The organism is Flavobacterium erigeronis, from assembly GCF_054075165.1.
This window is the reverse complement of sequence record NZ_JBSKGP010000010.1, coordinates 164,801-188,146: the sequence shown is the minus strand read 5'-3', so window position 1 is coordinate 188,146 and position 23,346 is coordinate 164,801. Positions and strand designations below refer to the sequence as shown.

Sequence of the window (23,346 nt, the reverse complement as noted above, 5' to 3'; positions counted from 1 at the left end):
CTTTAAAATGCCCGTTTCCGTTGCACCGGAGGCGGGTTTGTTTTTTTTCTTTTTTTAAGGCGTCTTTTTTCTTATAATAATTTGGTTTTTAGTTGTGTAATTTATTTTTAGCTGTTTTAAATAGGCAATACTTTCTAAGACATTTTCCAATTTTTCGTCTTTAAACTTTCCAGAAATAGTAAGGTCGTTCAATTCCTGATCTTCAATCACGATATCGACATTGTACCAGTTTTCTATGATTTTAACGGTTTCTGAAAGTTTGGTGTTCTTAAGTATGATGGTGTTGCTGATCCAAGCAATTTTATCATCGCTGTTTTCTGTAGAAATCTGTAAATCGGAATTCTTGATTAAATCGGCTTGCTGATTTTTGGTAATCTGCACTTTTTTTCCAGTTGGTGAAGTAACTTCAACTTTTCCTGTAATCACGCTTACTTTCGTATCGTGATGATTATAAGAATTGATGTCGAATGAAGTTCCTAAAACTCTCACTTTTACATCGTGGGTTTGAACAATAAAAGGTCTTTTGACATCTCTAAAAACTTTAAAATAAGCCTGTCCTGTCAGTTGTATATTTCTTGTCGTTTCAAATTCTTCGGGATACGTAACACTACTGTTGGAGTTTAATACAATGACACTGCCGTCTTCCAAATAAATTTCTTTCTTTTCTCCTTTGGCAGTAATCTGAGTGATTTCTTTTGGTTTGAAAATAAATTTAGCCGCGGTAAATGCAATAGTAAGTCCGGTAACTAAAACGGCTGCTACTTTTAATGCTTTTCTAAATGAATATTTTTTTGGCTTAACCTGTAATTCTAAAAGTATTTTATTTAGAATGACATCGCCTTTTTCATCAGATATATTATTTTCTAAATCTGATGCCTGCTCCTGCATTTTATCAAAAAATGTTTCAACAGCTGCTTTTTCTTCGGGTGTGCAGGTACCTTCTTCGTATTTTTTTGCCAGAAGCAAAAAGTTTTCTTTTTTCAAAATATATGCTTTTATAGACAAGTCACATTTTTTGAATCGAACAAGTAGTCGAAAAAGTAGTCTTAACGTTTTCTTAAAATGAGCGTTTTTTAGTTAACATAAAAGAACGCTGCCCAATAAAAAAGAAGATGATTATAAGACGCAGAATTTAAACGCAGCTGCTTAAGCGCATTGCTGATATGTTTTTCTACGGTATGAATAGACAGGTTTAATTTTGCCGCAATTTCGGCATTCGAAAAATGATCCATTCTGCTGAGTAAAAAGACTTCTCGGCATTTTGGAGTCAGTTTATTGATCTGTTCGTTGATATTTCTTTCGAAATCAACATATTCTAGATCGTTTAAAGACAAACTTGGATCTGGAATAGTTTCTAATACTTCAATATGCTGCTGATCAAATTTCAAGTTTCTAAGCTGGTTTGCAATTTTGTATTTTACAGCTCTAAAGAGATAAGCTTCAAGGTTTAAGATTATTGTGTTCGATGCATTTTTCCAAAGACTGATAAAGATTTCCTGAACGATATCTTCGCAGACTGCTTCGTCTTTGTAAATTTTAAAAGCATAAGAATAAAGCTTTTTCCAGTATCGATTAAAAATAATTGAAAACGCAGTATCGTTTCCCTCAAAAATCAGTTTTTGAAGTTCATCGTCTGTCATTTTCAAAAGATCTTTTTTCATAATAGTTAAAAAAGCAAATGAAAAGCATCAAACAAAAAATACCTAAAAAGCTAATTTAACTTTGTGTTAAATTACATTTACACCTACGCAGCTTCTTTATCATTATAAAAAACCTCCAAAGTCATGGACTCTGAAGGTTTATAATTTAAAAAAGAATTGCAAATTTTATTTCGCTTCTTCAATATCTGGCAGTACCCAAGATTTATCAAAGTACGATGGCTGCGGACTGTAAAGTCTGAATAAAGCAAACCATCCTTTTCCTGGAACGGTCTGAATCCAGTTGCCCTCGCTTACATTCGCAGGTTTCTTCGGACTGAAATAAATGGTGTAAGTGCCGTCTGAATTAGCGGTCGCAGCCGGTGTTGGATAACTCTGGCTTCCCGCTCTCGGATATCGCTGCGGAGTCTGCAACATCGATCTGGTCTGATTATCATATAATGTAAATGACCAGAACATTGCAGCTGGAATTTTAGCTGGAACTACAATTTTATAGGTTTTAGCACCATCAAAAGGTTTGTTGTTTTTATCATAATTTGCTCCTAGATATTGCGAACCGATATTTGGAAGACGCATACACATGGCTGGAGTAATACCTGTAGCGGCATAAAACATGGCAATTCGGGCATTGAGTTTTTTTGCTCCGTCGTCTGGAAAAGCTTTCACGCCCTCTTTTGTGATAGCTGGCGGAGGAGTCTGGAAATCGTAACCTCCAACCCAAAGCGGAATCATCCATCTGGAATTAGGCCCGTAATAATTAAAGCCTTCAGAAGGGCGTCCGTTTAGAGAGACAGCGCGGCTTACAGCGTTTCCGACTGCAGCAGATTCCTGCAGTATTTTTTTCATCCTTGCATCTGGATTAAAAGGTTTGTCTTTCACAATGCCAATACCTGCAAAATGCCCCGCAACTTCAGGATCAAGCGCCGATGCTGGCTGCGACTGCACTGCTTCATTCAAAAATTCAAAAAAAGAATAATCATTTGGCGGAATGGTATTCATTTCTTTTCCGCTTCCTTCTACAAACTTCATTTCAGGCGTTTTAGCCGCGATCGGACCTAGTTTTCCTTCTCCTTTCAAGAATTCACCAATGCTTGATCCCCATCCTCCTTCTGTGTACGGATAAATTTTTAAATGTTTTTTTAATGCTTCATCAGCCTGTTTTGGGCTGTTGTCTACTAGAAATGCTCTTCCTAAAAGAGAGGCTTGCAAGGTTCTGCTTCTCCCGATAAAATAACCTCCTTCTGGAAGTGTTCCTTTATAATCGGGCGGTACTAAAAGATACTTTCCGCCAACACCACGATCTGAACCTGGCGTTCCGATATCACAAATCCATCGCCACCACATATCGTCAAATACCCCTAAAACTCCAGGCGGAATTTCTACTACCATTGGTCCTTTTGTCAAATCAATAAAGGTCCAGAAATAATACGTATCTGCATTGGCTGTCAGAAATATAGATTTAGAATCCATCAGTTCTGAAAATACCAGCACCTCATTATCGTTAACTCCTGCATCTTTAAATCCTTTTCGTATGGCATATTGGGACACAACCGGAAATCCGTTTATAAAAGCGTCGACGCCATGAAGATAATCCAGTTCATCATACAATTTTTCAAGACTGGAAGCATCTGGAACACCATCTTTAAAATTTAAATTGCCCAAATGTTTGGTAGAAACTTTTGCAGGAGTCGAAATAGATTGCAACGTCTGTGAAGAAACCTGTGCTTCTGCCATTGGACTACAATGAAATGCAATGCATAATGCTAAAATTACTTTTTTCATAAAACAAACAATTTAATTCATTATTGGGGTTTATCGTTAAAGACAGAATCTGTCTTTAGTCAAATTTAAAAAAAGCATTACCTCTGATATAAATTATCATGTTGCAGATTATAAAATGAAACATCTTTTTGTGATGTATAATGTATATTTGCATTTCATAAAAACATTTTTTGAATGCTAAAAGAAGAACGTTTTGACAAAATATTAAAATTGCTAAGCCGCGATGAGAAAGTAAACTACAGCGGATTGGCACAGGAACTCAATGTTTCTGAAGATACCGTCAGAAGAGATATTGAACAGCTTCATAACAACGGACTGCTTTCTAAAGTTCGCGGAGGCGCTATTCCGATATTAAAAAATCCTTTAAGTTTTGTAGACAGAGCTTCTTATCAGACAGACAAAAAAGAAATTATAGCACTTAAAGCCCAGCAGTTTATTCACGACGGCCAGACTATTTTTATGGACGGAGGAACTACGAATTGCAGTATTGCAGCTAAACTTCCTATCGGAATTAAATTGAAAATTATAACCAATAATATTCCGTTGGTTCAGGTGCTTTCAAACCATAAAAATATTGAAGTGATCTTGCTCGGAGGCATTTACAATACACAAACTCAAACCACCGAAGGCGTTAAGGCCTGCGAGGAAATAGGTTTGTATATTGCTGATATTTATCTTTTGGGAACTTGCGCAGTTGACAGTAAATTTGGAGTAACAGCCAGTTTTTTTGGAGACAGCGGCATTAAAACGGCTATGTCTAAAGCCGCTAAAAGCATTATTGCTCTTGCCAATGAAGAAAAACTTAATGCTGCCGAACCTTTTAAAGTCTGCGCTATAGAAAAAGTAGCGGTGCTTATAACCGATCTTGCTAGTAACGACAGCAGACTAGATGGTTACCGCAGAAAAGAAACTAAAATCGTTTAATGTTTTTGTAATTAATGATTAGAAAACCAATTCGATTATATTGTTTTCGGGATCAAGAATGACGCTTTCATAGTAACCGTCACCAGTAATACGAGGTTCTCCTGCTATGGTGTATCCGTCTTTTCTAAAAATTTCTGTCATCTCGTCAAGTTCTTCTTTTGACTTCACTTCCATAGCCAAATGTGCATATCCTGTTTTTTGTCTTGTTACATCTTTGGATGCATTTTCAATTCCATGCATGCACATGATTTCAATCCTACTTCCCGATTCAAAATTTAAAAAATACGATTCAAATTTTTTGAGCGAATTCGTATATTTTTCTCCTGCTGATGCTTTAAAATACTTTTGGTAAAATTCCTTCATGACTTCAAGATTTTCTACCCAGATTGCGATATGTTCTATTTTCATTTCTTTAGATTTAAATGATTAAGATTTGCTTTTATTCATAAATAAAAAATAAGATATTCCAACTCCTGCTAAAAGCAAACTACAAATTCCTAATGCCAATCCCAATGATGATAGCTCTGCAATAAACCCAACAGAAACGGGTCCTAGCAACTGACCAGAATATCCCATTGTCGAAATTGCGGCCACCGCAGCAGCAACAGGAACATTTTTCAGCTTTCCAGCTTCATTAAAAAATACTGGAACAATGTTGGCCGCTCCGCAACCCAGAATAAAAAAGCCTAAGATTGTCAAAGAAATCCACGGCGATAAAATGACCATTAAAAGACCAGCCGAAGCGGTAAGCGCTCCGCCCGTAACCACAGTACGATGACTTAATTTTTCTACAAGACCATCTCCAAACAGACGCATTATTGCCATAGCAACAGAGAAAACGGCATAGCCAATTCCCGCCCAAGATTCATCCATTCCGCGGTTTTCGTGAAGGAATAAAGCGCTCCAATCTAGCATTGCACCTTCAGACATAAAAACGATAAAACATAGTATTCCTAAAAAAAGCACGCCTCTGTTCATCCATGCAAATTTTCCGCTTGCAGTACTTTCTTTTTCCTCAGTATGGGTCAATGCTGTCTGTCTTTCGCTTGACGCATCAAATAATTTTCTGTACTGAAATGCAACTGTTAAAAGCACCAATAGAGATATAAAAAGTGCGGCACTTAGAGGCTCTAGTCCCGTTTTTATAAGAAGTCCCAAACCTAGAGATCCCACAAGACCGCCCACACTAAAAAGTCCGTGAAGCGAAGACATTATTGGACGTCCGTATAAATTCTGAAGGTTTACTCCAACCGCATTCATAGAAACATCTACAGTTCCGATGCCGGCTCCAAAAATAAAAAGTGCCACAGCCATAGCGGTAACTCCATCCAAGAATACCAGAAATGGCAGTATAAAAGCAATTGCAATACAGGAAATCGTAATTACAATTCTGTTTCCAAATTTTTGTCCTAGATATCCAGAGATTGGCATCATCAAAATAGCGCCTCCCCCAAGCATTAAAAGAAGCAGACCAAGTTCTCCATCATTCAGATTTAATCTATTTTTAGCAAAAGGAACCATTGGCGCCCAGCTTGAAAGTGCAAAACCGCATACAAAAAATATGCTTTTAATGGCGGGTATCGCCTTGTTTACAGTAGTATTCATAAAATATTTAAAAAAAATTATAGATTGCAATATTATGCAAATTTATGCAAATTTGCAAATAATAGCATTTTATTTATTAAGCATAAAAAAACCGCCAACGGGGCGGTTTATATTTTAATTTCCTTACAGATAATCTAATCTTTTGATATGAATTATTTTTTTGATTTCGGAAATCATTTTTCGGTCGGTTGAAGAAATTTGTGAAGAAAGCACAAAGTTGATGACTTTATCAATGTCCGAAAATTTATGCTCTGAATCGAGTTCTACTAAAACAAAATCTTCTCTACTTAAATGAATCAATATATCTTCTAGAATAGGAAGCGCCATAAGAAGTTTCCCTAGTTTTTCATCATTTTTCCAAATTTTGCAAGCCGCGATTAAATATTTTGCCCCTTCTACTTCTCTGCCATTTCGAAGACTAAAAATTGCTTTTTGAAGAATAGCTGTACTTTGTTTTTCTCTTTCTAAATACTGCTCATCATAAAACTCTGGAGTATTCTGAATTTTAATTTGAGTTTTTAAAGAGACTCCCCCATTAATATTTTTCTTTCTCAAAGTAACTTTCTTTTCAAGCTCATTTAAAACATTGGAATGTTTTTGGGCTAATATATCTTGCTGTTCTTTTCCGCTTTTTGAATTGCCTAAAATAATGTATAAGGCTGAGGCTAAAAATGTGCAAAAAAGAAAAACAGCTGCTGCTTTTACTAAAGGATTATCAAACCATTCAAACTGGATCATAACTCATTTAATTTAAAAGTTTGAATAAAATTGTATTGGCATGCAGGACAAATCTCTTACTATTTACTGTTTCTTTTACAGGCATTCGAATACAATAAAAAAGCAGCAGCCGATTTCTATACAGAACACTGTACTATTCTGCAAAAACGGACGCGCTTATGGGAAGGGCTGTTGTTATTCCCGCACGTCCGCAATCATTACTAACTTAACCAACCCTTAACTTCTCTTTAAAAAACGTTTTGCCAAATAGTTTCTAAACGGAGCATCATAGAACTTTAATGAAACATAAGCCACCGTTATTGACAAAACAAATACTAATGCCGCCGCCGAAAAAGAATTTTCTAGCGTGATTTTATTTTTTACTACATAAGAATAATACACATACAAAATTGGAAAATGCGTAATGTAAATAGGATACGAAATGTCTCCTAGAAAGGTGCAAACCTTCTGCATTGTTTTTCCTTTTACCGTGCCCGAAACTCCAATGTATACGATAAGAGGAAACATTATAATAATCATAAGCGAATCATAAATTCCGTTCACCCATAAATTTTCGCTTCCGCCTACTCTTGGAAAAGCCAGTACAATAGCAATAAGAACACTGCTGAGTACAAAGGTGCTCCCCATATTTCCTGGTTTTGTCAATCGTCTAAGCAGAATTCCGGCAAGGAAAGGAAATGCCAATCTTGTAAAACCGATTCGAAGCTGTGCAGGATCAAGTGACCAGCCTCCAATAATATCTCCATGACTGCTTGTAACCGCAAGATGGATTAGAAAAAAAGCTGCAATTAAAGTCAATATCCATAAAATGGTGTTGGATGCTTTTCTAAGAAAAATAGCGTAGACAATATTGGCAATGTATTCAAAAAAAAGCGACCACGCGGGACCGTTTAATGGATACATTTCGCCCCATCCTCTAATATCTAAAGAGCCAGGAACAGGAATTAAAAAGATTCCAAGTACGAGAACTATTAGCATTTTCCACAACGGAGTGCCGGCTACAGCAGGAAACATCTCTGATGCACTTGGGTAAAAACAAACGGCTCCAAGCAGCATACCAATTAATATCATAGGATGAAGTCTAATAAGCCTTCTTTTGAAAAATTCTTTTATAGACATCTTTCCCCAACGGTCGTCGTAAGCATGCGCTATTACAAATCCAGAAAGCAGAAAGAAAAAATCGACGGCCAAATAGCCGTGGTTAATAAGCTGTTTGGTGTGATCGCCTCCAGAAAATACTTCTAGAATATGAAACGCTACTACGATTACTGCTGCAACTCCGCGAAGTCCGTCGAGTATTTCATAATGTTTTTTAGAATCAGGAAAAATAGATTCCTGCACAGATTTTACATTCATTTATTTTTGGTTTTTTGGGTTTTTGGTTATTTATTTCGTTAGTACAAAGTTTAAATCCTTTTGTGCAAAACTATAACGATATAGTATTGTTTTTGCACCGTAATTTAAAAATGTAGCCAATAAAAAACCATAAACACCTAATAAACAAATACTTAAAAATTAAACTATAGTAAAAAAAGTAGTTTATGTAGAGTAAAAAATAGAGCATTTCAGAATGCAAAACACCTCATCATCAGTCCTACAAAAGTGCATTGGCTGGTATAATAGAGAACGCTAATGCCTTTAAAACTTAAGAGTCGCCGTTTCCTGACATTCCAATTTTCTGAAGTCTGAATTCAAACTCTTCTTTGGACAATGAAGTGCGGTTTCTAACCTTGGTTCTGTAGTTATAAATTGTGCTGAGAGAATATCTAAGAAACGAAGCAATCTTAACGCTGTCTGAAAAACCAAGACGCTCCAAAGCATAAATTCGTAGTTCTGGATTTAGGATTTCGCCTTCTTTTAAAATGATGCGTTCTTCGGGAATGAGAAGAGTATTAAAATCAGAAACAAAATCGGGATAGAGGCTAATAAAAATCTCATCAAAACGCTGGTAAAGATCTTGAAGTTCTTCGTCAACCAGATTACTAGAACGAAGCATTAAGGACAATTCATCAAATTGTTTGCTTAAGGCTTTTTTATTGAGTTTTATTCTGTATTCATCCAATTTTCCGATATAAGAAGAACACATATCGAAGAACTTGGCAATGTAAGCCTGCTTAATTCTATTGGCTTCATGAAGTTCAATATTATATACGTTGAGTTTATTGTTTGCTTCTTGAATATCAGAATTAACGATTTTTAACTGTTCTGATGAAATAGAAAGTTCTTCTTTTATTTTGGATATTTTTTTCATCTGCCTGTACACATAAACGGCTGTAACAAGCAATCCGACGCTCAGCATTGTGATGGCGAAAATCAATACATGCAGTTTGTTTTTGTTTTCTTCTTCTCGCTCCTGATAAACGGTATTGATGATCGAATAAAACTCGGACATCATCAGTGTTCTGAATTTCACATTGCAGAAAACAGCATCTTCCAAAGCTGATTTGGCATAACGGTACGCCTTGTCGATATCACCGCGATAATAATTGTAAATGGCAAGATTCTGAATCGCGCCGTGATCTTTTACGCCATTTTCGAGATCGGCAACTGCTGCAAGTCTATAATATTTAATCCCTTCCTGCTCTTCTTTAAAATACATTTTTATGTCTCCAAGCAAGTACGTATACATCGCATAATCGTAATCTCTTTTAGTGCTTTTATTCAAAAGTCCGATTAACAGCTTCTGCGCTTCTGCATATTTTTTATTGTACATCAGTTTTTGCGCAAGATTGATCTTGTATTTATTGCTTTTAGGATCTAAAACTCCTAGCAGAGAATCTCTGTAAACTTCTATCTGTCTTCGGTAATGCGTGTTCGGATTATTGGTCGCATAATGTTCAAAAAACTGACTGTAGAACTCATAATATTGAGCTTTTAAGTCATTAGGAAGTTCACGGCTATTTATTTTTTCTAGAATTGATCTTGATTCTAAAAAACTTCCGTTTGATGAATATAGGTTTGAAAGTTCGATTAAAGCCTGTTTTTCTTTATAAGAATCATACGGTTTTTTGGCAATTAATAAGTTCTGACGAATGAAGTAAAGCGCCGAATCTATTTTATATTTTCTATATTCCTGATATAATTTATTATTGATGGCATACACCGCAGCGCTGCTATTTTTCCCTATCAGCTGTTTTCTATATTCGCCTGTTTTTTTATCCTTCCTTGCGGTATAAACATTCTTTTGCGCCAATGCTTTTTCTAAAGTAATTGCTTTTGATACGGACTCTTGGCATACAACATTACAAACGGAAAATAGGCAAACAGAAATAAGAATATAAATTTTCTTCATCTTGGGAAGGATATTGATTCATGCAAATATATACAAATTAGCATGTTTTTGTAAATTATAAAAAACCATTCTCAATAAAAAAACCTTAGAAATCATTGCGTTTCCTAAGGTTTTTTATTCAACAAAAGTTGTGTATCTCAATAAACGACAAATACGGCTCCCTCTCAGAAGACCGCATTTATCAAACTAATTCAAAATTAAAAAAAATTATAAACTTGCTTTGACTTCTCCGCAAGTCAGCATATTTTTCGGGTAATACGGATTTTTGATTTCCTTACTGTCACTTGTCCAAACTGCGCCTGTCATTGGGCAAACTTGTAAATATAAGGTTTCGTCAGCAGGTTTAAATTTTGCTGCCTGATCCCAATATTTTACAGAAAGCGTTTCAAAAATCTTACGCTGTTTATTGATGTTTTTAGTTGAAGCTATCGCTGTTGCCAATTCGATAATTTCTTTTCTCGAAGTGGTAGCTGCATTCATGTCTGGTAAACTCAATTTTTTAAACTTGAAGCTTTTTAATGCATTTTTAAAAGCTTCTGCATTTTTAACAACCGCAAGACTATCTGAAGTCAGAAAACTGTTTTTTAAAGCCAGATAATTTTTTGTGATTTCCTTTTTTTCTGCTTCTCTTTTTTGCACTAATTCTGGCACCACTTCTTCTTTTGAAGTTATTTGAGCCTGAGCCATAACGCTAAGAAAAAGAAATGAGATAACTATTAAATTTTTCATGATGTAGGTTTGTCTAATTTTGTAATGATTTTATCTATATCTATTAAAATGCTTTCGAAATGATCTTTGTTGATTCCTGTTGAAGCATTCATGAGCTTTGTGATATCTATTTTCAATTTTAAAAGATGCTGTTTTGCATACAATTTAACATCGCTTCGCTGAGCTGTATTGGCTGCTTTTCCTGGCTCTAATTCTTTAGGCAATAAAAGCATTCCCAACTTTTCGATATAACCACGCTGAAAACCTCTTCTGTAAAAATCTTGTTTTTCGTCTCCGCTAAATTTCACCCAAACCGTTTGCTGTAAATCGTTTAAGAACTCAGGAACAGTATAGGCGCCTTCAAACTGCATCGATTTCAGGCTGATATTGTAAAGCATGCCAGAACTTAATAACATATTCAAAACTTGATTTTGCTGATCTGAGATTTGATCTTCTCTTTTCAAAGCAATAAGATCATCAATTTCTTGCGGATACATCCAAAGCGGTGCAACAAACAATTGTCTTCCTAAATAATCTATTGCCGCTTTTACTTTTGCTTTAGGAACTGGCTTATAGACTGCGCCTTTTTCGTCAACAGTTCGTTTTGTGATATAGTTATTTCCAATATTTTTCAGAACATGGTACAAATACAAACCGTATTGTCTCACCACTGCTTTGTGCATATCGGCTAAATTATCGTACGGATCGTTTGGCTGATACGTCCATTCGATAAGATGAGGCACAACACGTTTTAGGTTTTTAATTCCGTAATCGCTGGCTTTTACTGAATCATCTCCAAGATCTTCTGCTTGGCTGCGGGGATCTTCGTCTTTTCCTTCTCCTCCAAACCATAATTTCGGATTTGCAGTTAAACTATCCGTTGTTAGTTTGGCTAATATTTTTTCTTCTTCAAACTCATCTTTCGCATTCGGATAATATTGGTAACCCCATTCAACAGCCCATTTATCGTAGCTTCCAATTCGCGGGTAAAGACCTTTCGGACTAATATTATCTTCTGGCTGCGCTACATAATTAAAACGAGCATAATCCATAATAGAAACCGTGTGTCCATTTTCTTCTACCCATTTTTTATCACGAAGTTTCTCTACTGGAGTGGCACTGCTCGCTCCCATATTATGACGCAAACCAATCGTATGACCAATTTCGTGAGAAGAAACAAAACGGATTAATTGTCCCATTAATTCATCATCCAAATGCATTTTTCTAGCTCTTGGGTCTAAAGGTCCTGCTTGAATCATGTACCATCTCTGCACCAATTTCATTACGTTATGATACCAACCTACGTGGCTTTCCATAATTTCACCACTTCGTGGATCGCTAATTCTTGGCCCATAAGCGTTTGGCGTTTCAGAAGCTAAATAGCGTACTACCGAATATCTTGCATCTTCTAAACTCATGGTTTTATCGTCTTCTGGCCATTCTTTACCTACAATGGCATTTTTAAAACCAGCAGCTTCAAAAGCTTTCTGCCAGTCGTTGATTCCAGCAATTAAATAAGGTCTCCATTTTTTTGGAGTCGCAGGATCGATATAGTAAACGATTTGTTTCTTTGGTTCGACCAATTCGCCTCTTAAGTACTTTTTAATGTCTTTTTCTTTTGGCTCCAAACGGTAACGCTGCACAATAAATTTCTTTTGAGCGCGCTGTTCATCATCATCAAACAAAACATATTTATTGGCAAAATAACCTACTCTTTCGTCAAAGAATCTTTTTCGCATTGGCGTTTTCGGCAACAATACGATTGAGGTGTTTAATCGTAAAGTGATACTTCCGCTGCTTGCTGTTGAGCTCGTATACGTTTTTGTTGTTTTAGTTTCGATATTAATTGGATAAACATCAATACTTTCAACAAAGGTTTTGTCATCCGCCAGAGACGTTAATTTTTTCTCTGTTTTTTCCTGACTCCCAATAGCAAACATGGCGTTGTCTTTTTTGAAAACGTCTGTTACTTCAATAACCACATCTTTTGTATCTGGATTGGTTGTTTTTATTGGAAAAGCAGCCACAATCGGATTTTCATTGCTTCCTTCCAATGCTTTTGCCAGCATCGAATCGGCATAACGAACGTCTTGTTTGTATTGAAGCGATCTTAAATAAACAGTATTGTTAGCCCCTTTTTCAAAATAAATAGTCTGTTCGTTGGCTTTTTCTCCGCCAAAACTTCCAAAACCTTCAGGAGTTGAAAGATAGCGCGTTACCACCAACATGTAGCGATTAAACAAACTATCAGGAATCTGAAAGTAATATTTAGCATCGACTTGGCTTACGGTAAAAAGACCAGATTTGCTTTTGGCTTTATCGGTAATAACTTTGTTATAAGCCTGCATGCCTTTTGGCTGTGTGCTGGTGCTGTCGGTTTTCTTTTCTAGGGTTTGAGCAAAACCATGCTGCCAGGCCGACAGCATGATTAGAATTAAAATTAACTTTTTCATCTAAATTAAAATGGGACTTTTTCGTCTGTGTTTAATGTCAATTTCGGATTTTTCTGTAAAACCGATAATGGGAACGGAATGATATACAATCGAGAATTGGGCTGTAAAGTATATGTTTTTTGAGGAACCGTTTTGTTTACAATTGGAAATACTCTCGTAATTGTTTTTGCATATTCTGTTTCGGTATTTAATCGTTTCAGATCGAAGAAACGGTTAAATCCTAAAAGCAATTCTTTTCTTCTTTCATTAATGACCAATTCCATTGTTTCTTTTCTTGTCGCTGGAACGGTCAAATTAACAGTACCAGAAAGAATACGTTTTGCTCTTAATGTATTTAAAACATTAACTGCTTCATTAAACTGGTTCTCTCTTGCATAACATTCTGCTAAAATTAAATATACTTCAGTGGTTTTCATTCCAACAGTTGGGTAGAAAAATCTCGTGTATTGTGTTCCCCAATAGGCTGTGTTTGAACCTTGATCTAGGTTTGTTGCACTTGTCGAGTTGAAAAACAAATTGAAACGCCCATCGTTTGTTCCGAATAAAGTTCTTAATTCAGGACTGATGATGTAACTCTGAGCAAAGTTCATTTCGTTATAACCTGTCATGTACATGTAGCTCAAAACTTCTACATTACTTGCCGCCGGAACAGCAACCGCCGTTGGTCCGCCTTGTTTGCTATACGCTACTAAATCAAAGATCTGATTGTTATAGCTTAATGATTTTTCTGCCGCTTCTTTAGCTTTTGCAATTTCACGTTTAAACAAATGCACTTTCGCTTTAAATGCGTACGCAAATGCTAATGACGGGTGATAAACATCGGCAGGTTTTTCTTGAATAAAGGGCAATGCATCTTCAATATCTCTCTGAATAAAATCGTAAACCTGTGCAACAGTAGATTTTGAAGGCTGTGCTTCTAAGTCAAATTTATCCATTATACAAATTCCTCCATCTGTAGCTGCGGTCTGCGGATCATAGGCTTTTGCATACGTATTCACTAATAAAAAGTGATCGTAAGCTCTGAATATTTTAGCTTCAGCTTTGGCTAATTGTTTGATATTTCCATCTCCTTTACTCTCATCTACCAATGAAATAATTGTATTCCATCTGTTGATATAACTATAAGCCTGATTGTAAAAACTTGAACCCGTCAATAACGAAACTCTATCTATACTTTCATCAAAAGTAAAATTAATAATATCAATGTTTGGAGTTCTTCCGATTACATTAGCCTCTCTCATCCATTGATCGTCTGACAAGTATTGAAAGTTATTGATTGGATAACCTCTGTTTGGCAATGATACCAATTCTAGAAATTGTTCAGGAGTTTCAATTACTAAAGCTCCTTTGGGTGTGATTTCTGTATAATCTTCGCAAGATGATGCAGTTAACATCAAAAGCGACAGTAGTGTTATATATATCTTTTTCATTTTTTTAAAGAGTAAGATTAAAGCCAAATAAATACGTTTTTGGCGATGGTAAGCTGCGAACACCAGAATTTAAGCTGTAAACCTCTGGATCAATGCGGTTTCCGGCTGCGCTCCAATACCAGATATTATTCATTTGGAAAGTGAACTTTGCCGAAACCATTTTAATTTTATTTGCGAATGCTTTAGGCAAGTTATATCCTAAAGAAACATTTCTCAATTTAATATAATCGCCATCCACCACATTGGCTGATGAATATCGCCATTGGCTGCTCATCGTTCCAGCATAGTTTCTAACACTTTCGTCTAAATCTACATACAAACGAGTATTGCCATTTCTATTGTCATCGGTATAGCGATCTGCAATTCCAGAAAGATTTACATTATCAGAACTCATGTCTATGGTTTCTTTACGCATTACATTTCCTCCAGAGAAAACAAATAAGAAATTTAAATCAAATTGTTTATATGAAAAACGTTGTGACAACGAACCTGTGTACGTTGGCATCAAAGATCCCATGTTCTGTAAAGCATCTGGATTTGTAATTGTTTTTATGCTCGTTGAAATTGGATTTCCATTTTCGTCAAAAGTGATAGACGGATTTCCGTTTTCATCCAAAACATACGGATAACCATTTACTGTTCCGCCATATTTGTAAGCATACATGCTATTGAAATAATCGTTTTCTACAAAAAAACTGGTTGGAGAAGCAACATAAACTGAAGCCGTAGATTCTGCTCTAGTTACTTTTTTCACTGTCGTTCTGTTAAACGCGAAAACGAAATTGGAATTAATTTTGAAATTACCATCATTGTACCATTCAGAACCCACAGTAAATTCGACACCTTTATTCAATAATGCTCCTGCATTAATTCTTCTTGATGTAGCACCAACAGTAGGATCAAGATCTGTGGTAGCCAATAAATCGGTGCTGTATTTGCGGTAAACGTCAATAGAACCATTTAACTTAGCTCGGAATAAACTATAATCTACACCAAGATTGGTACTTTGTGTTTTTTCCCATCGCAACATCGGATTTGGCTGCGAAGTGATATTGGTGTACTGTAAAGACTGGTACAAGTTATCGTTTCTTCGAGTTGCCGTGATATAAGGTGTTGTGCTTTGATCTACGTTTCCGTTGATACCATAAGTTGATCTCAACTTAAGCATACTCACCCATTTTACCGGTTTCATAAATTCTTCATTACTGATATTCCATCCTAAACCTGCAGACCATAATGGGCGGTTTTTATATTTTGGATCAACACCAAACAAATCAGCTTGATCGACACGGTAACTTCCTGTGATATTATATTTCGACAAATACGTATAGCTTGCCGTACTAAAAACAGAAAAATAACGGTGCAGGGTCTCCATCTGTGTTCTTGCTAAAGCTGCAAGCGTACGGTTGTTTCCAAACAGATAACTAGAAACTCCTGTCTGACTTAGCGCAAGGTTGTTTAATACTGCAGAAGTAAGCGTTACTGGATCGTAACCATATCGTAACTGCTCAATACTTCTAGGAGCATAAGTTTCGCGCATTTCGGTACCTACCAAAGCATTAACAGAGTGTTTGCCATCTGCAAATTCTTGATTAAAATCTAATTGATTTCTGAAAGAATAATTGCTTGCCTGAGCACTGCTTTGCTTGTATCGTCCTCCTGTAGAAAAACCATCCACATAGGTGTAGGCATTTGTAGTAGGATTGTATCCTGTCAATGCGTTGATCGCATAACGCATTCTATAAGAATTAACGTCATGATACTGTTCATTATCAACTTTTCTTACTTCGTACTGGAATTGTGTATTAAAGCTTAATCCTTTATATAGTTTTGCTTTTATGTTGGCAAAAGTTCTTAAGCTCAATGCATTTTGTTCTTCAATACCTTCTTTAAGTGCATCTAAAACATTAAAATTCGTTGATTTAAAACCACTTAAACCTTGCATTTTCTCAACCATAGCCGGATTTAGAGCTCCGCTTGAAGTAAAGCCGTCTCTGATTGATGCAAATGAAGATTGCACCAAATTTCCGTTATCGTCTGTAATACGCTCGTATCGTTTTTGGATATCATAATTTCCAAGATCATATTCGGTCACTTCAGCATTACTATACGTTCCGTTTACTCCAAAAGTAGCATTTAGCCAATTATTGACCTGAAAACTACTTTTTGCATAAAGGTTAAACGAGCGTCCTGCATTGTATTTTATACGACCTTTTGATTCATCATAGTTAAGCGAAACATAAGTGTTCTGCTTGCTTGTGCTTCCTGAAAAAGCAACATTATAACGCTGTCTTAATTCATTTTGCCAAACATTGTCACGATAATCTCTATTATAATCGTTTTTTCTCCATTGCGCAATAGTCGTGTTGTATGTAGCATTATCGATTTTTCCCTCTTCCAAATTTCTGTTTAACTGGTAAAGCGGACTGTAGTATTTTGTACTGCTGTTTCCAATATCTCCATAATTGCTAAACATTGTTGCAGTATCTGCAAATCTGGCTCTTTCTCTGTTGTAAACCGCCTGCTCAAAGTCGATAAGTTCGCTTGTTGAGGCATAATTCATATCTCTCAAATTTGGTTTCTCTGAGATAAAGAAATCGGAATTTACGGTTACTTTTAATTTACCGTTTCCTTTTTTAGTCGTTAAAACAATGATACCGTTTGCAGCTCTTGAACCATAGATAGAAGCCGCTGCAGCATCTTTAAGAACGTCAACACTTTCAATATCATACGGATTAATTTCATCCAAAGTCAATTCACTTGGAAGTCCATCAATTACAATAAGCGGACTGTAGCCCACATTCTCAGAAAAAGTACCAATACCTCTCAAAATAGGCGTATCAGAACCAAGTCCGTTCGGGTTTTTCTGAAACATCAAACCCGCAACACGTCCTTCGATTGCACCAGATAAATTAGAATTGATATTTTCATTTAATGTTTTCTCATCCACTTTGGCAATCGCACCTGTAAAATTACTTCTTGCAATAGTCTGATAACCTGTTACCACAACTTCTTTCATCGCCGCTACTTTATCTTCAGCGACAAGCGTAAAATCTGTGCGTCCTCCTATGCCAAACGATTTGCTTTCGATAGTTAAACCAGACAATTCTAGAACGGCATTTGGCGAAATTTTATCAAAAGAAAAACTTCCATCAAAATCCGTTATGCTTGTTCTGTTTGTTCCTGCAATGGTAACGGTTACTCCTGGAAACGATTCATTTTTATTATTTACTACTTTTCCTTTGATATCGATTAATCCGTTTCCCACGCTCTCATTTTTTTCTTTTGGAGCAGTAACTACAATCGTTTGATTGGTAACCGTATATTTTATACTCTGATTTTTAAAAACTTGACTTAAAGTTTCGTTCAAACTAGCATTCTTTACATTAATAGTTACTGGCTTTGAATCTTTAAGCAATTTCTGCGTATACAAAACTTCGTAATTGGATTGTTTTGCAATTTCTTTCAGCACTTTTTCTAGTGGGGCTTCCTTAAAATTTAAGGTAACTTGCTGCGCTTGCCCAGTAAAACTGCAAAGCATTGTAAATACAGCACTTAGCACCCATAAATAAGCTCTTGGAATCTTTTTCTTAAGTTTTTTGTAAGGTTTTTTTGGTTGTAAATTTAATTTCATACATTTACATTGGTTATAGTTAAACAATAGGTGGACAACTTATATTGGCTATAAACTTTTAAACAAACCAGAAGCATCGCAACTGCCTCTGGTTTTTTAGTTTATAAACTCAATATAATTCGGTTAAAAAAGATCTTACGGATAAACGATAATCGTTTTTCCTTCAACCTTAAATTTTATATCGCTAAGCTCAAGCACTTTTAATACTTCAGACAAATTTTTATTTCTAAATGTTCCTCCGTTAAATCTCACATCAGAGACATCACCTCGGTATTCCACTTTAATGCCGTACCAACGTTCCAGCTGCTTCATCACCGTTTTCAGATCTGCGTTATCAAATTTAAATCGGCCGTTTTTCCAAGCTATTGCAGCTTCTGTATCCACTTCTTTTATTGAAATTTTAGATGCGGTAGCTGTTAAACTAGATTGCTGGCCAGGTTTCAAAATTGCTTTTTGATTTTTAGAAGAAACCGCAACACTTCCTTCCAATAAAGTCGTTTTTATGGCAGATTCATTCGCGTAAGCGTGAACATTAAAATGCGTTCCTAAAACTTCTATAGTCTGATCGTCTGATTTTACAATAAAAGGTTTGCTTTTATTTTTAGCCACTTCAAAATAAGCTTCTCCTTCCAATTCAACAATTCTTTGATCTCCATTAAACTGAGTTGGATATTTGATCGAAGAAACGGCATTCAAGAATACTTTCGTACCATCTGCCAAAACAATATTATATTGTCCGCCTGTTGGGGTCGAAAGCGTATTGAAAGAATTCGCATCTTCTTTTGAAGTTTCTGCGTTCGGATTTATAACATAAGTGATCACACCATTGGCATCCATTTTAATGGTCACCTCATCCTGATCTTCTTTTGCAATAATATCTTTTGAATTGATATCTGAAAGTATAATCTGCTTTCCGTTTGAAAGTGTCAAAATTCCTCTGTTTCCGCCTGGAGCGATTTCTTTTGTTTTTTCGACAACTTGAATATTCTTTTCTTGAACTTCAATTTCTGGTTTTGCAAAATAGAATATTCCAGTGCCCAACAATAAAGCAATTGATGCCGCAGCAGCAACACGAGGCCAAAGACTTATTACTTTTTTCTCTTGTACCAATGGCAGTTTCGATTTTAAATATTCGTAACTGTCTTCCAGTTCGTACTCATTCAGCTGTCTTTTATCAGACGCTTTATACAGATACCAAGCATCCAATTTATCTTTTTCTTCGTTAGATAAAGTGCCGTTTTGATACTTTTTAAGCAATTCTAGAAGTTCCGTTTTATTCATAATTACAATACGAAATTTTGTCTTGTTTTATAATAAGACAGTTATAAAGGGGTTTTGTCATAGATGAAAATCAAAAAAATATTAATTTATCATTAATAAATTTCGCGAAACGTTAGTTTCTCTTTATTAATGAGAGGGTTATGAAGAGAATTTATTTTAAAATTTAACAAAAAGAAGAAGAAAAACTTACCAGATAAAAACATTCAGCGCCGATTTTAGTTTTCCGCGAAGAATTTTTAGCGAATTATATACTTGCTGTTTTGCTGTTTTGTCGGTAATATTTAATTGAATGGCAATTTCGTCATACGAAAGTTCTTCCACTTTTCTCAAAAGGAAAACTTCGCGCATTTTTTCTGGAAGTAAAGCAATTTCACTTTCAATAAGCGCTTCCAATTCTTTTTCTCTAAGTTTAGAATCGGCAAAAACATAATCGTTTTCAATAAAATCAGATATAGAATCGGCATAACGCGAAACCACTTTTTCGTGGGCGATATGATTTAGAATTCTGTTTTTTGTTGCTTTGTATAAATAAGAAGAAAGAGAACTTGTAACGGTCAGTTCGTTACGTTTGTTCCAAATAGATAAAAATACTTCCTGAACGACATCATTAGCTTCATCTTGATTGCCCGTTATTTTATAAGCATGATTTACTAAAAGTCTGGAATATCTTTCGAAAATTTCTGTATAGGCCAACTGATCATCTTCTTTAAGAAGATTTAATAAAATATGATCAGCATATTTGCTATAAACAGACATTAATTAATAAAAAGTAAGGATCAAAAACGCAATATTAAACAATTTTTATGTTAAAAGCCAAATGATTATTAAGTTTAAAAAAGCGCAAATGATTTCGTAAAGATTTTTGCATAAAATTCAATATGATTAATCTTAATAATATTGAATAGCAATGTTCTAGTTCAAAAAACGATTTAACATGTACAAGATTCCGAAGGATTCAAATGTTTGTAGAATTTTATGTTGCACCGTGAGTATGCCCCCTTCGGGGTCACATAGCATCCAGGGAATTGTCTGCTATAAATATTTGAATCCTCCGGATTCTTTTACTTTATAAAAAATTTTTGCGATTTTTCTTCATCCCTTATTTCGGAATACTAATTCACACAAATTGCATTTTTACATCATCACACCTAACGAGTTAATCAAAAACTGTGAAAATAAATTTACAGGTTTTCTGATGTGCTTTTTATTTTATTTTGAAGTTCACTATAAAGAATCCGAAGGATTCATATGTTTATAGAATTGTATATCTCACTGTGAATATGACCCCTTCGGGGTCAAATAGCAACGAGAGATTTGTCTGCTATAAACATTTGAATCCTTCGGATTCTTTATACTTTATGATAAAGTTTCGCGATTTTTCTTTTTATTTCTAGCCCAGTAAGTCAGATACAGAATTCCTAAAACGAAAAGCATAATATCAAATTTCATGATCTGCGGAATTCGCGCAATCTGATCGCTGTAATAACTTCCTCCCAAAAGTGCACCACATCCAATTCCGAGTTCCATCGAAATATACATGGTTGCAACCGCTTTTCCGCGATGATCGGGATTACTTAAATCTATAGTCCAAGCGCTGATTGCGGGAGACAAAATCCCTGTACCAATTCCGTAAATTCCTGCTCCAACTAATAGCATCTGAATATCTTTTCCTTCACTTATCATAAAAAGAGCAAAAGCCGTTATAAATAATCCCGCCATTATAACCTTTGGCCGTCCGTATCTGTCTGAAACTTTTCCTGCTCCAAAACGAACCATAACCGAAGCTACTGTAAATGCCGTGAAAAATATTCCTTTATTTGTTGCTCCCAAATGCTCACTCCAATCTGGAATTAAAGTCAAAATAAGTCCGAATGCGGTATAAGAAAGAAACGTGATAATTCCTGCTGGAAATACATTTTTATCTACAATATCTTTTCTACCAATGATAAACATCGATCTGTTCAGTTTTTCTTTTTTGGCAAGAGTTTCTTTCATGTTCATTACAATAATGATTGAAAAAAACGCTAGAAAAGACGAGCTGTAAAACATAGCATTAATGCCGTACATATTTACAATCATACTGCCCAGTGCTGGTCCTAATGCACCGCCAATGCTAAAACACAGTCCGTGCATTCCGAGCGCTTCTCCCCATCTGTGTTGCGGAATAATATCTGCCACATAAGCCGATGTTGATGTCGGTTTAAATCCTGTAGAAAAACCATGTACCAATCGCAACAGTAAGAATCCTGAAACAGAACTCAAAACAGGATAAAGGCATCCGCAAACCACACAAACCGATGAACCTATTGCCATAACGGGAACACGACCCCATTTGTCTGTCAGCTTACCGCTAAATGGACGCGAAATGGCTGCTGTTAAGGTAAATAAAGAAATAATAAGTCCTTTGTATTCTGCTCCTCCCAAACTGCTTAAATAATTGGGAAGTTCGGGAATCATCATATTAAAGCTTGATGAGAACAATAGAGAACTTAAGCAAAGTAAAATGAACTGTAGAGTATAAATTGATTTTTCGTTTTGTGGCATTATTGAACTTTTAAATAACTAAAGGCTGGAAGAAAATTGTAATTTTTAAAACAATTCCAGCTGATTGTTTGGTGTATCGGGCTTCTTTTTAGGAGGTTTCGCTTCTCCAAAAACGGTTCTTCCTCCATATTTATGCGATTCTTCTCTTTCTCTCTGAATCAAAGCATCAAAATTGGAATTTGGGGTGAAACTTTCTTCCGCTTTTCGCGAAATTTCAGATAATTTCTGAATGGCGCTCAGTTTATCGCTATTACCGATTTTAGCACGATTAATAGCTCTTTGAAGCGTATCGATAGTTTCGTCGTAAATTTTGACTGGAACAGGAAACGGATGCCCATCTTTTCCGCCATGCGCAAATGAAAAACGTGCTGGATCTTCAAATCGTGTGGGCGTTCCATAAATGATTTCGCTTACTAAGGCTAATGACTGCAAAGCTCTTGGCCCCATTCCTTTTAAAAGCAATAGTTCTTCAAAATCTTCTGGCTTGTTTTCGTGAGTAGCCCAAAGCATGGCCCCCAATCTTTTCATGTTCACATCTTCCATTCTCACATCGTGATGAGCAGGCATAGAAAGATGCTGCATTTCTTTTATGATTTTTACTGGCGATTCTTTTACCAATTCTAAAATGCCTTCTCTGGATTTGGTCGCAGCATTGGCCGTAAGATTTAAAATAGAACCTTGATTTTCACCATAAATAAAAGTATGCGGTTCGTTTATAAAAGATTTTAGATCTTGTGAATGCCAATGATATCTTCTAGCAGTTCGAGAATCTGGATTCATTCCTTGTTGAATAACCGCCCATTGCCCTTTATTGTCCACAATAAAATTATGCTGATACAATTGAAATCCGTCCTGAATGGCGGTGTTGTCTACTTTTGCGGTAAGTCGGCTGCAACTGGCAAGATTAATTCCGTCAAGACCCGTTTTTTCGCCTACGAACAAAAGTTCCTGCGGCGTTGCCATAGAATGTTTTCCTTTGCCTCCGCAGATATAAATTCCGAGTTCTTTAGAATGTGGATTGACCGATTTTTTTAATGCGCCAAGAACAGAAGTTGTAATTCCAGATGAATGCCAGTCCATTCCCATAACGGCTCCGAAACTCTGAAACCAGAACGGATTGCTTAGTTTGCTGATAACCTCAGCTGTCGAAAATTCCATTGCAATGGTTTCGACAATGGCCAAACCCAATTTAGACATTCGTTCGGCAAGCCACAATGGAACGTGTCCATAATGTAAAGGTAGATCTGCTGTGCCCGAACGTTTCATTTGCTAGAATTATAATCCTGCAAAAATAAAC

General features: G+C 35.8%; 17 protein-coding genes. 1 reads left to right on the top strand and 16 read right to left on the bottom strand.

The window, feature by feature from the left end; all coding sequences use genetic code 11:
* Positions 1-54 precede the first annotated feature (54 nt).
* The 3 genes from ACWA1F_RS19505 to ACWA1F_RS19495 all read right to left on the bottom strand — a co-directional run bounded on the left by ACWA1F_RS19505 (position 55) and on the right by ACWA1F_RS19495 (position 3,440).
* Positions 55-984 (bottom strand): FecR family protein, encoded by a 930-nt coding sequence (locus ACWA1F_RS19505; RefSeq protein ID WP_456896132.1) that lies wholly within the window; start codon positions 982-984, stop codon positions 55-57.
* Between the two features lie 89 nt (positions 985-1,073).
* Positions 1,074-1,661, bottom strand: coding sequence for an RNA polymerase sigma-70 factor (locus ACWA1F_RS19500; RefSeq protein ID WP_456896130.1), 588 nt, complete (start codon positions 1,659-1,661; stop codon positions 1,074-1,076).
* 165 nt (positions 1,662-1,826) lie between these two features.
* On the bottom strand, positions 1,827-3,440 hold the full coding sequence (locus ACWA1F_RS19495) for a DUF1254 domain-containing protein (RefSeq protein ID WP_456896128.1): 1,614 nt from the start codon (positions 3,438-3,440) through the stop codon (positions 1,827-1,829).
* Between the two features lie 174 nt (positions 3,441-3,614).
* Between ACWA1F_RS19495 and ACWA1F_RS19490 the strand changes: the two genes are divergently transcribed.
* Positions 3,615-4,364, top strand: coding sequence for a DeoR/GlpR family DNA-binding transcription regulator (locus ACWA1F_RS19490; RefSeq protein WP_456896126.1), 750 nt, complete (start codon positions 3,615-3,617; stop codon positions 4,362-4,364).
* A gap of 18 nt (positions 4,365-4,382) precedes the next feature.
* On the opposite strand, the gene ACWA1F_RS19485 is transcribed toward ACWA1F_RS19490, so the two are convergent.
* The 13 genes from ACWA1F_RS19485 to ACWA1F_RS19425 all read right to left on the bottom strand — a co-directional run bounded on the left by ACWA1F_RS19485 (position 4,383) and on the right by ACWA1F_RS19425 (position 23,315).
* Entirely contained in the window at positions 4,383-4,772 is a 390-nt protein-coding gene (locus ACWA1F_RS19485; RefSeq protein WP_456896124.1) for a VOC family protein, read from the bottom strand.
* A gap of 18 nt (positions 4,773-4,790) precedes the next feature.
* Positions 4,791-5,969, bottom strand: a complete 1,179-nt coding sequence (locus ACWA1F_RS19480) for an MFS transporter (protein WP_456896122.1) — start codon at positions 5,967-5,969, stop codon at positions 4,791-4,793.
* Between the two features lie 123 nt (positions 5,970-6,092).
* Positions 6,093-6,707, bottom strand: coding sequence for a hypothetical protein (locus ACWA1F_RS19475; protein WP_456896120.1), 615 nt, complete (start codon positions 6,705-6,707; stop codon positions 6,093-6,095).
* 216 nt (positions 6,708-6,923) lie between these two features.
* Positions 6,924-8,063: an acyltransferase family protein gene (locus ACWA1F_RS19470; RefSeq protein ID WP_456896118.1), complete on the bottom strand. Its 1,140-nt coding sequence runs from the start codon at positions 8,061-8,063 to the stop codon at positions 6,924-6,926.
* Positions 8,064-8,352: 289 nt separating this feature from the next.
* On the bottom strand, positions 8,353-9,999 hold the full coding sequence (locus ACWA1F_RS19465; RefSeq protein WP_456896116.1) for a DUF6377 domain-containing protein: 1,647 nt from the start codon (positions 9,997-9,999) through the stop codon (positions 8,353-8,355).
* Positions 10,000-10,206: 207 nt separating this feature from the next.
* A complete protein-coding gene (locus tag ACWA1F_RS19460) occupies positions 10,207-10,728 on the bottom strand; it encodes a DUF3347 domain-containing protein (protein WP_456896114.1) in 522 nt (173 codons plus the stop codon).
* Positions 10,725-13,160 carry a zinc-dependent metalloprotease gene (locus tag ACWA1F_RS19455; RefSeq protein WP_456896112.1) on the bottom strand — a complete coding sequence of 812 codons (2,436 nt, stop codon included), beginning with the start codon at positions 13,158-13,160 and terminating at the stop codon, positions 10,725-10,727. Before ACWA1F_RS19455 ends, ACWA1F_RS19460 begins: the two co-directional genes overlap by 4 nt.
* A gap of 5 nt (positions 13,161-13,165) precedes the next feature.
* The gene (locus ACWA1F_RS19450; protein WP_456896110.1) at positions 13,166-14,590 is read right to left on the bottom strand and encodes a RagB/SusD family nutrient uptake outer membrane protein; all 1,425 of its coding nucleotides are present in this window, start codon (positions 14,588-14,590) and stop codon (positions 13,166-13,168) included.
* A gap of 4 nt (positions 14,591-14,594) precedes the next feature.
* Positions 14,595-18,224: a SusC/RagA family TonB-linked outer membrane protein gene (locus ACWA1F_RS19445; protein WP_456896108.1), complete on the bottom strand. Its 3,630-nt coding sequence runs from the start codon at positions 18,222-18,224 to the stop codon at positions 14,595-14,597.
* Between the two features lie 135 nt (positions 18,225-18,359).
* The gene (locus ACWA1F_RS19440; RefSeq protein ID WP_456896106.1) at positions 18,360-19,505 is read right to left on the bottom strand and encodes a FecR family protein; all 1,146 of its coding nucleotides are present in this window, start codon (positions 19,503-19,505) and stop codon (positions 18,360-18,362) included.
* A 186-nt stretch (positions 19,506-19,691) separates the two neighbouring features.
* Positions 19,692-20,261, bottom strand: coding sequence for an RNA polymerase sigma factor (locus ACWA1F_RS19435; protein WP_456896104.1), 570 nt, complete (start codon positions 20,259-20,261; stop codon positions 19,692-19,694).
* A gap of 600 nt (positions 20,262-20,861) precedes the next feature.
* Positions 20,862-22,049 (bottom strand): MFS transporter, encoded by a 1,188-nt coding sequence (locus ACWA1F_RS19430; protein ID WP_456896102.1) that lies wholly within the window; start codon positions 22,047-22,049, stop codon positions 20,862-20,864.
* 45 nt (positions 22,050-22,094) lie between these two features.
* On the bottom strand, positions 22,095-23,315 hold the full coding sequence (locus ACWA1F_RS19425) for a DUF763 domain-containing protein (RefSeq protein WP_456896100.1): 1,221 nt from the start codon (positions 23,313-23,315) through the stop codon (positions 22,095-22,097).
* Positions 23,316-23,346 lie beyond the last annotated feature (31 nt).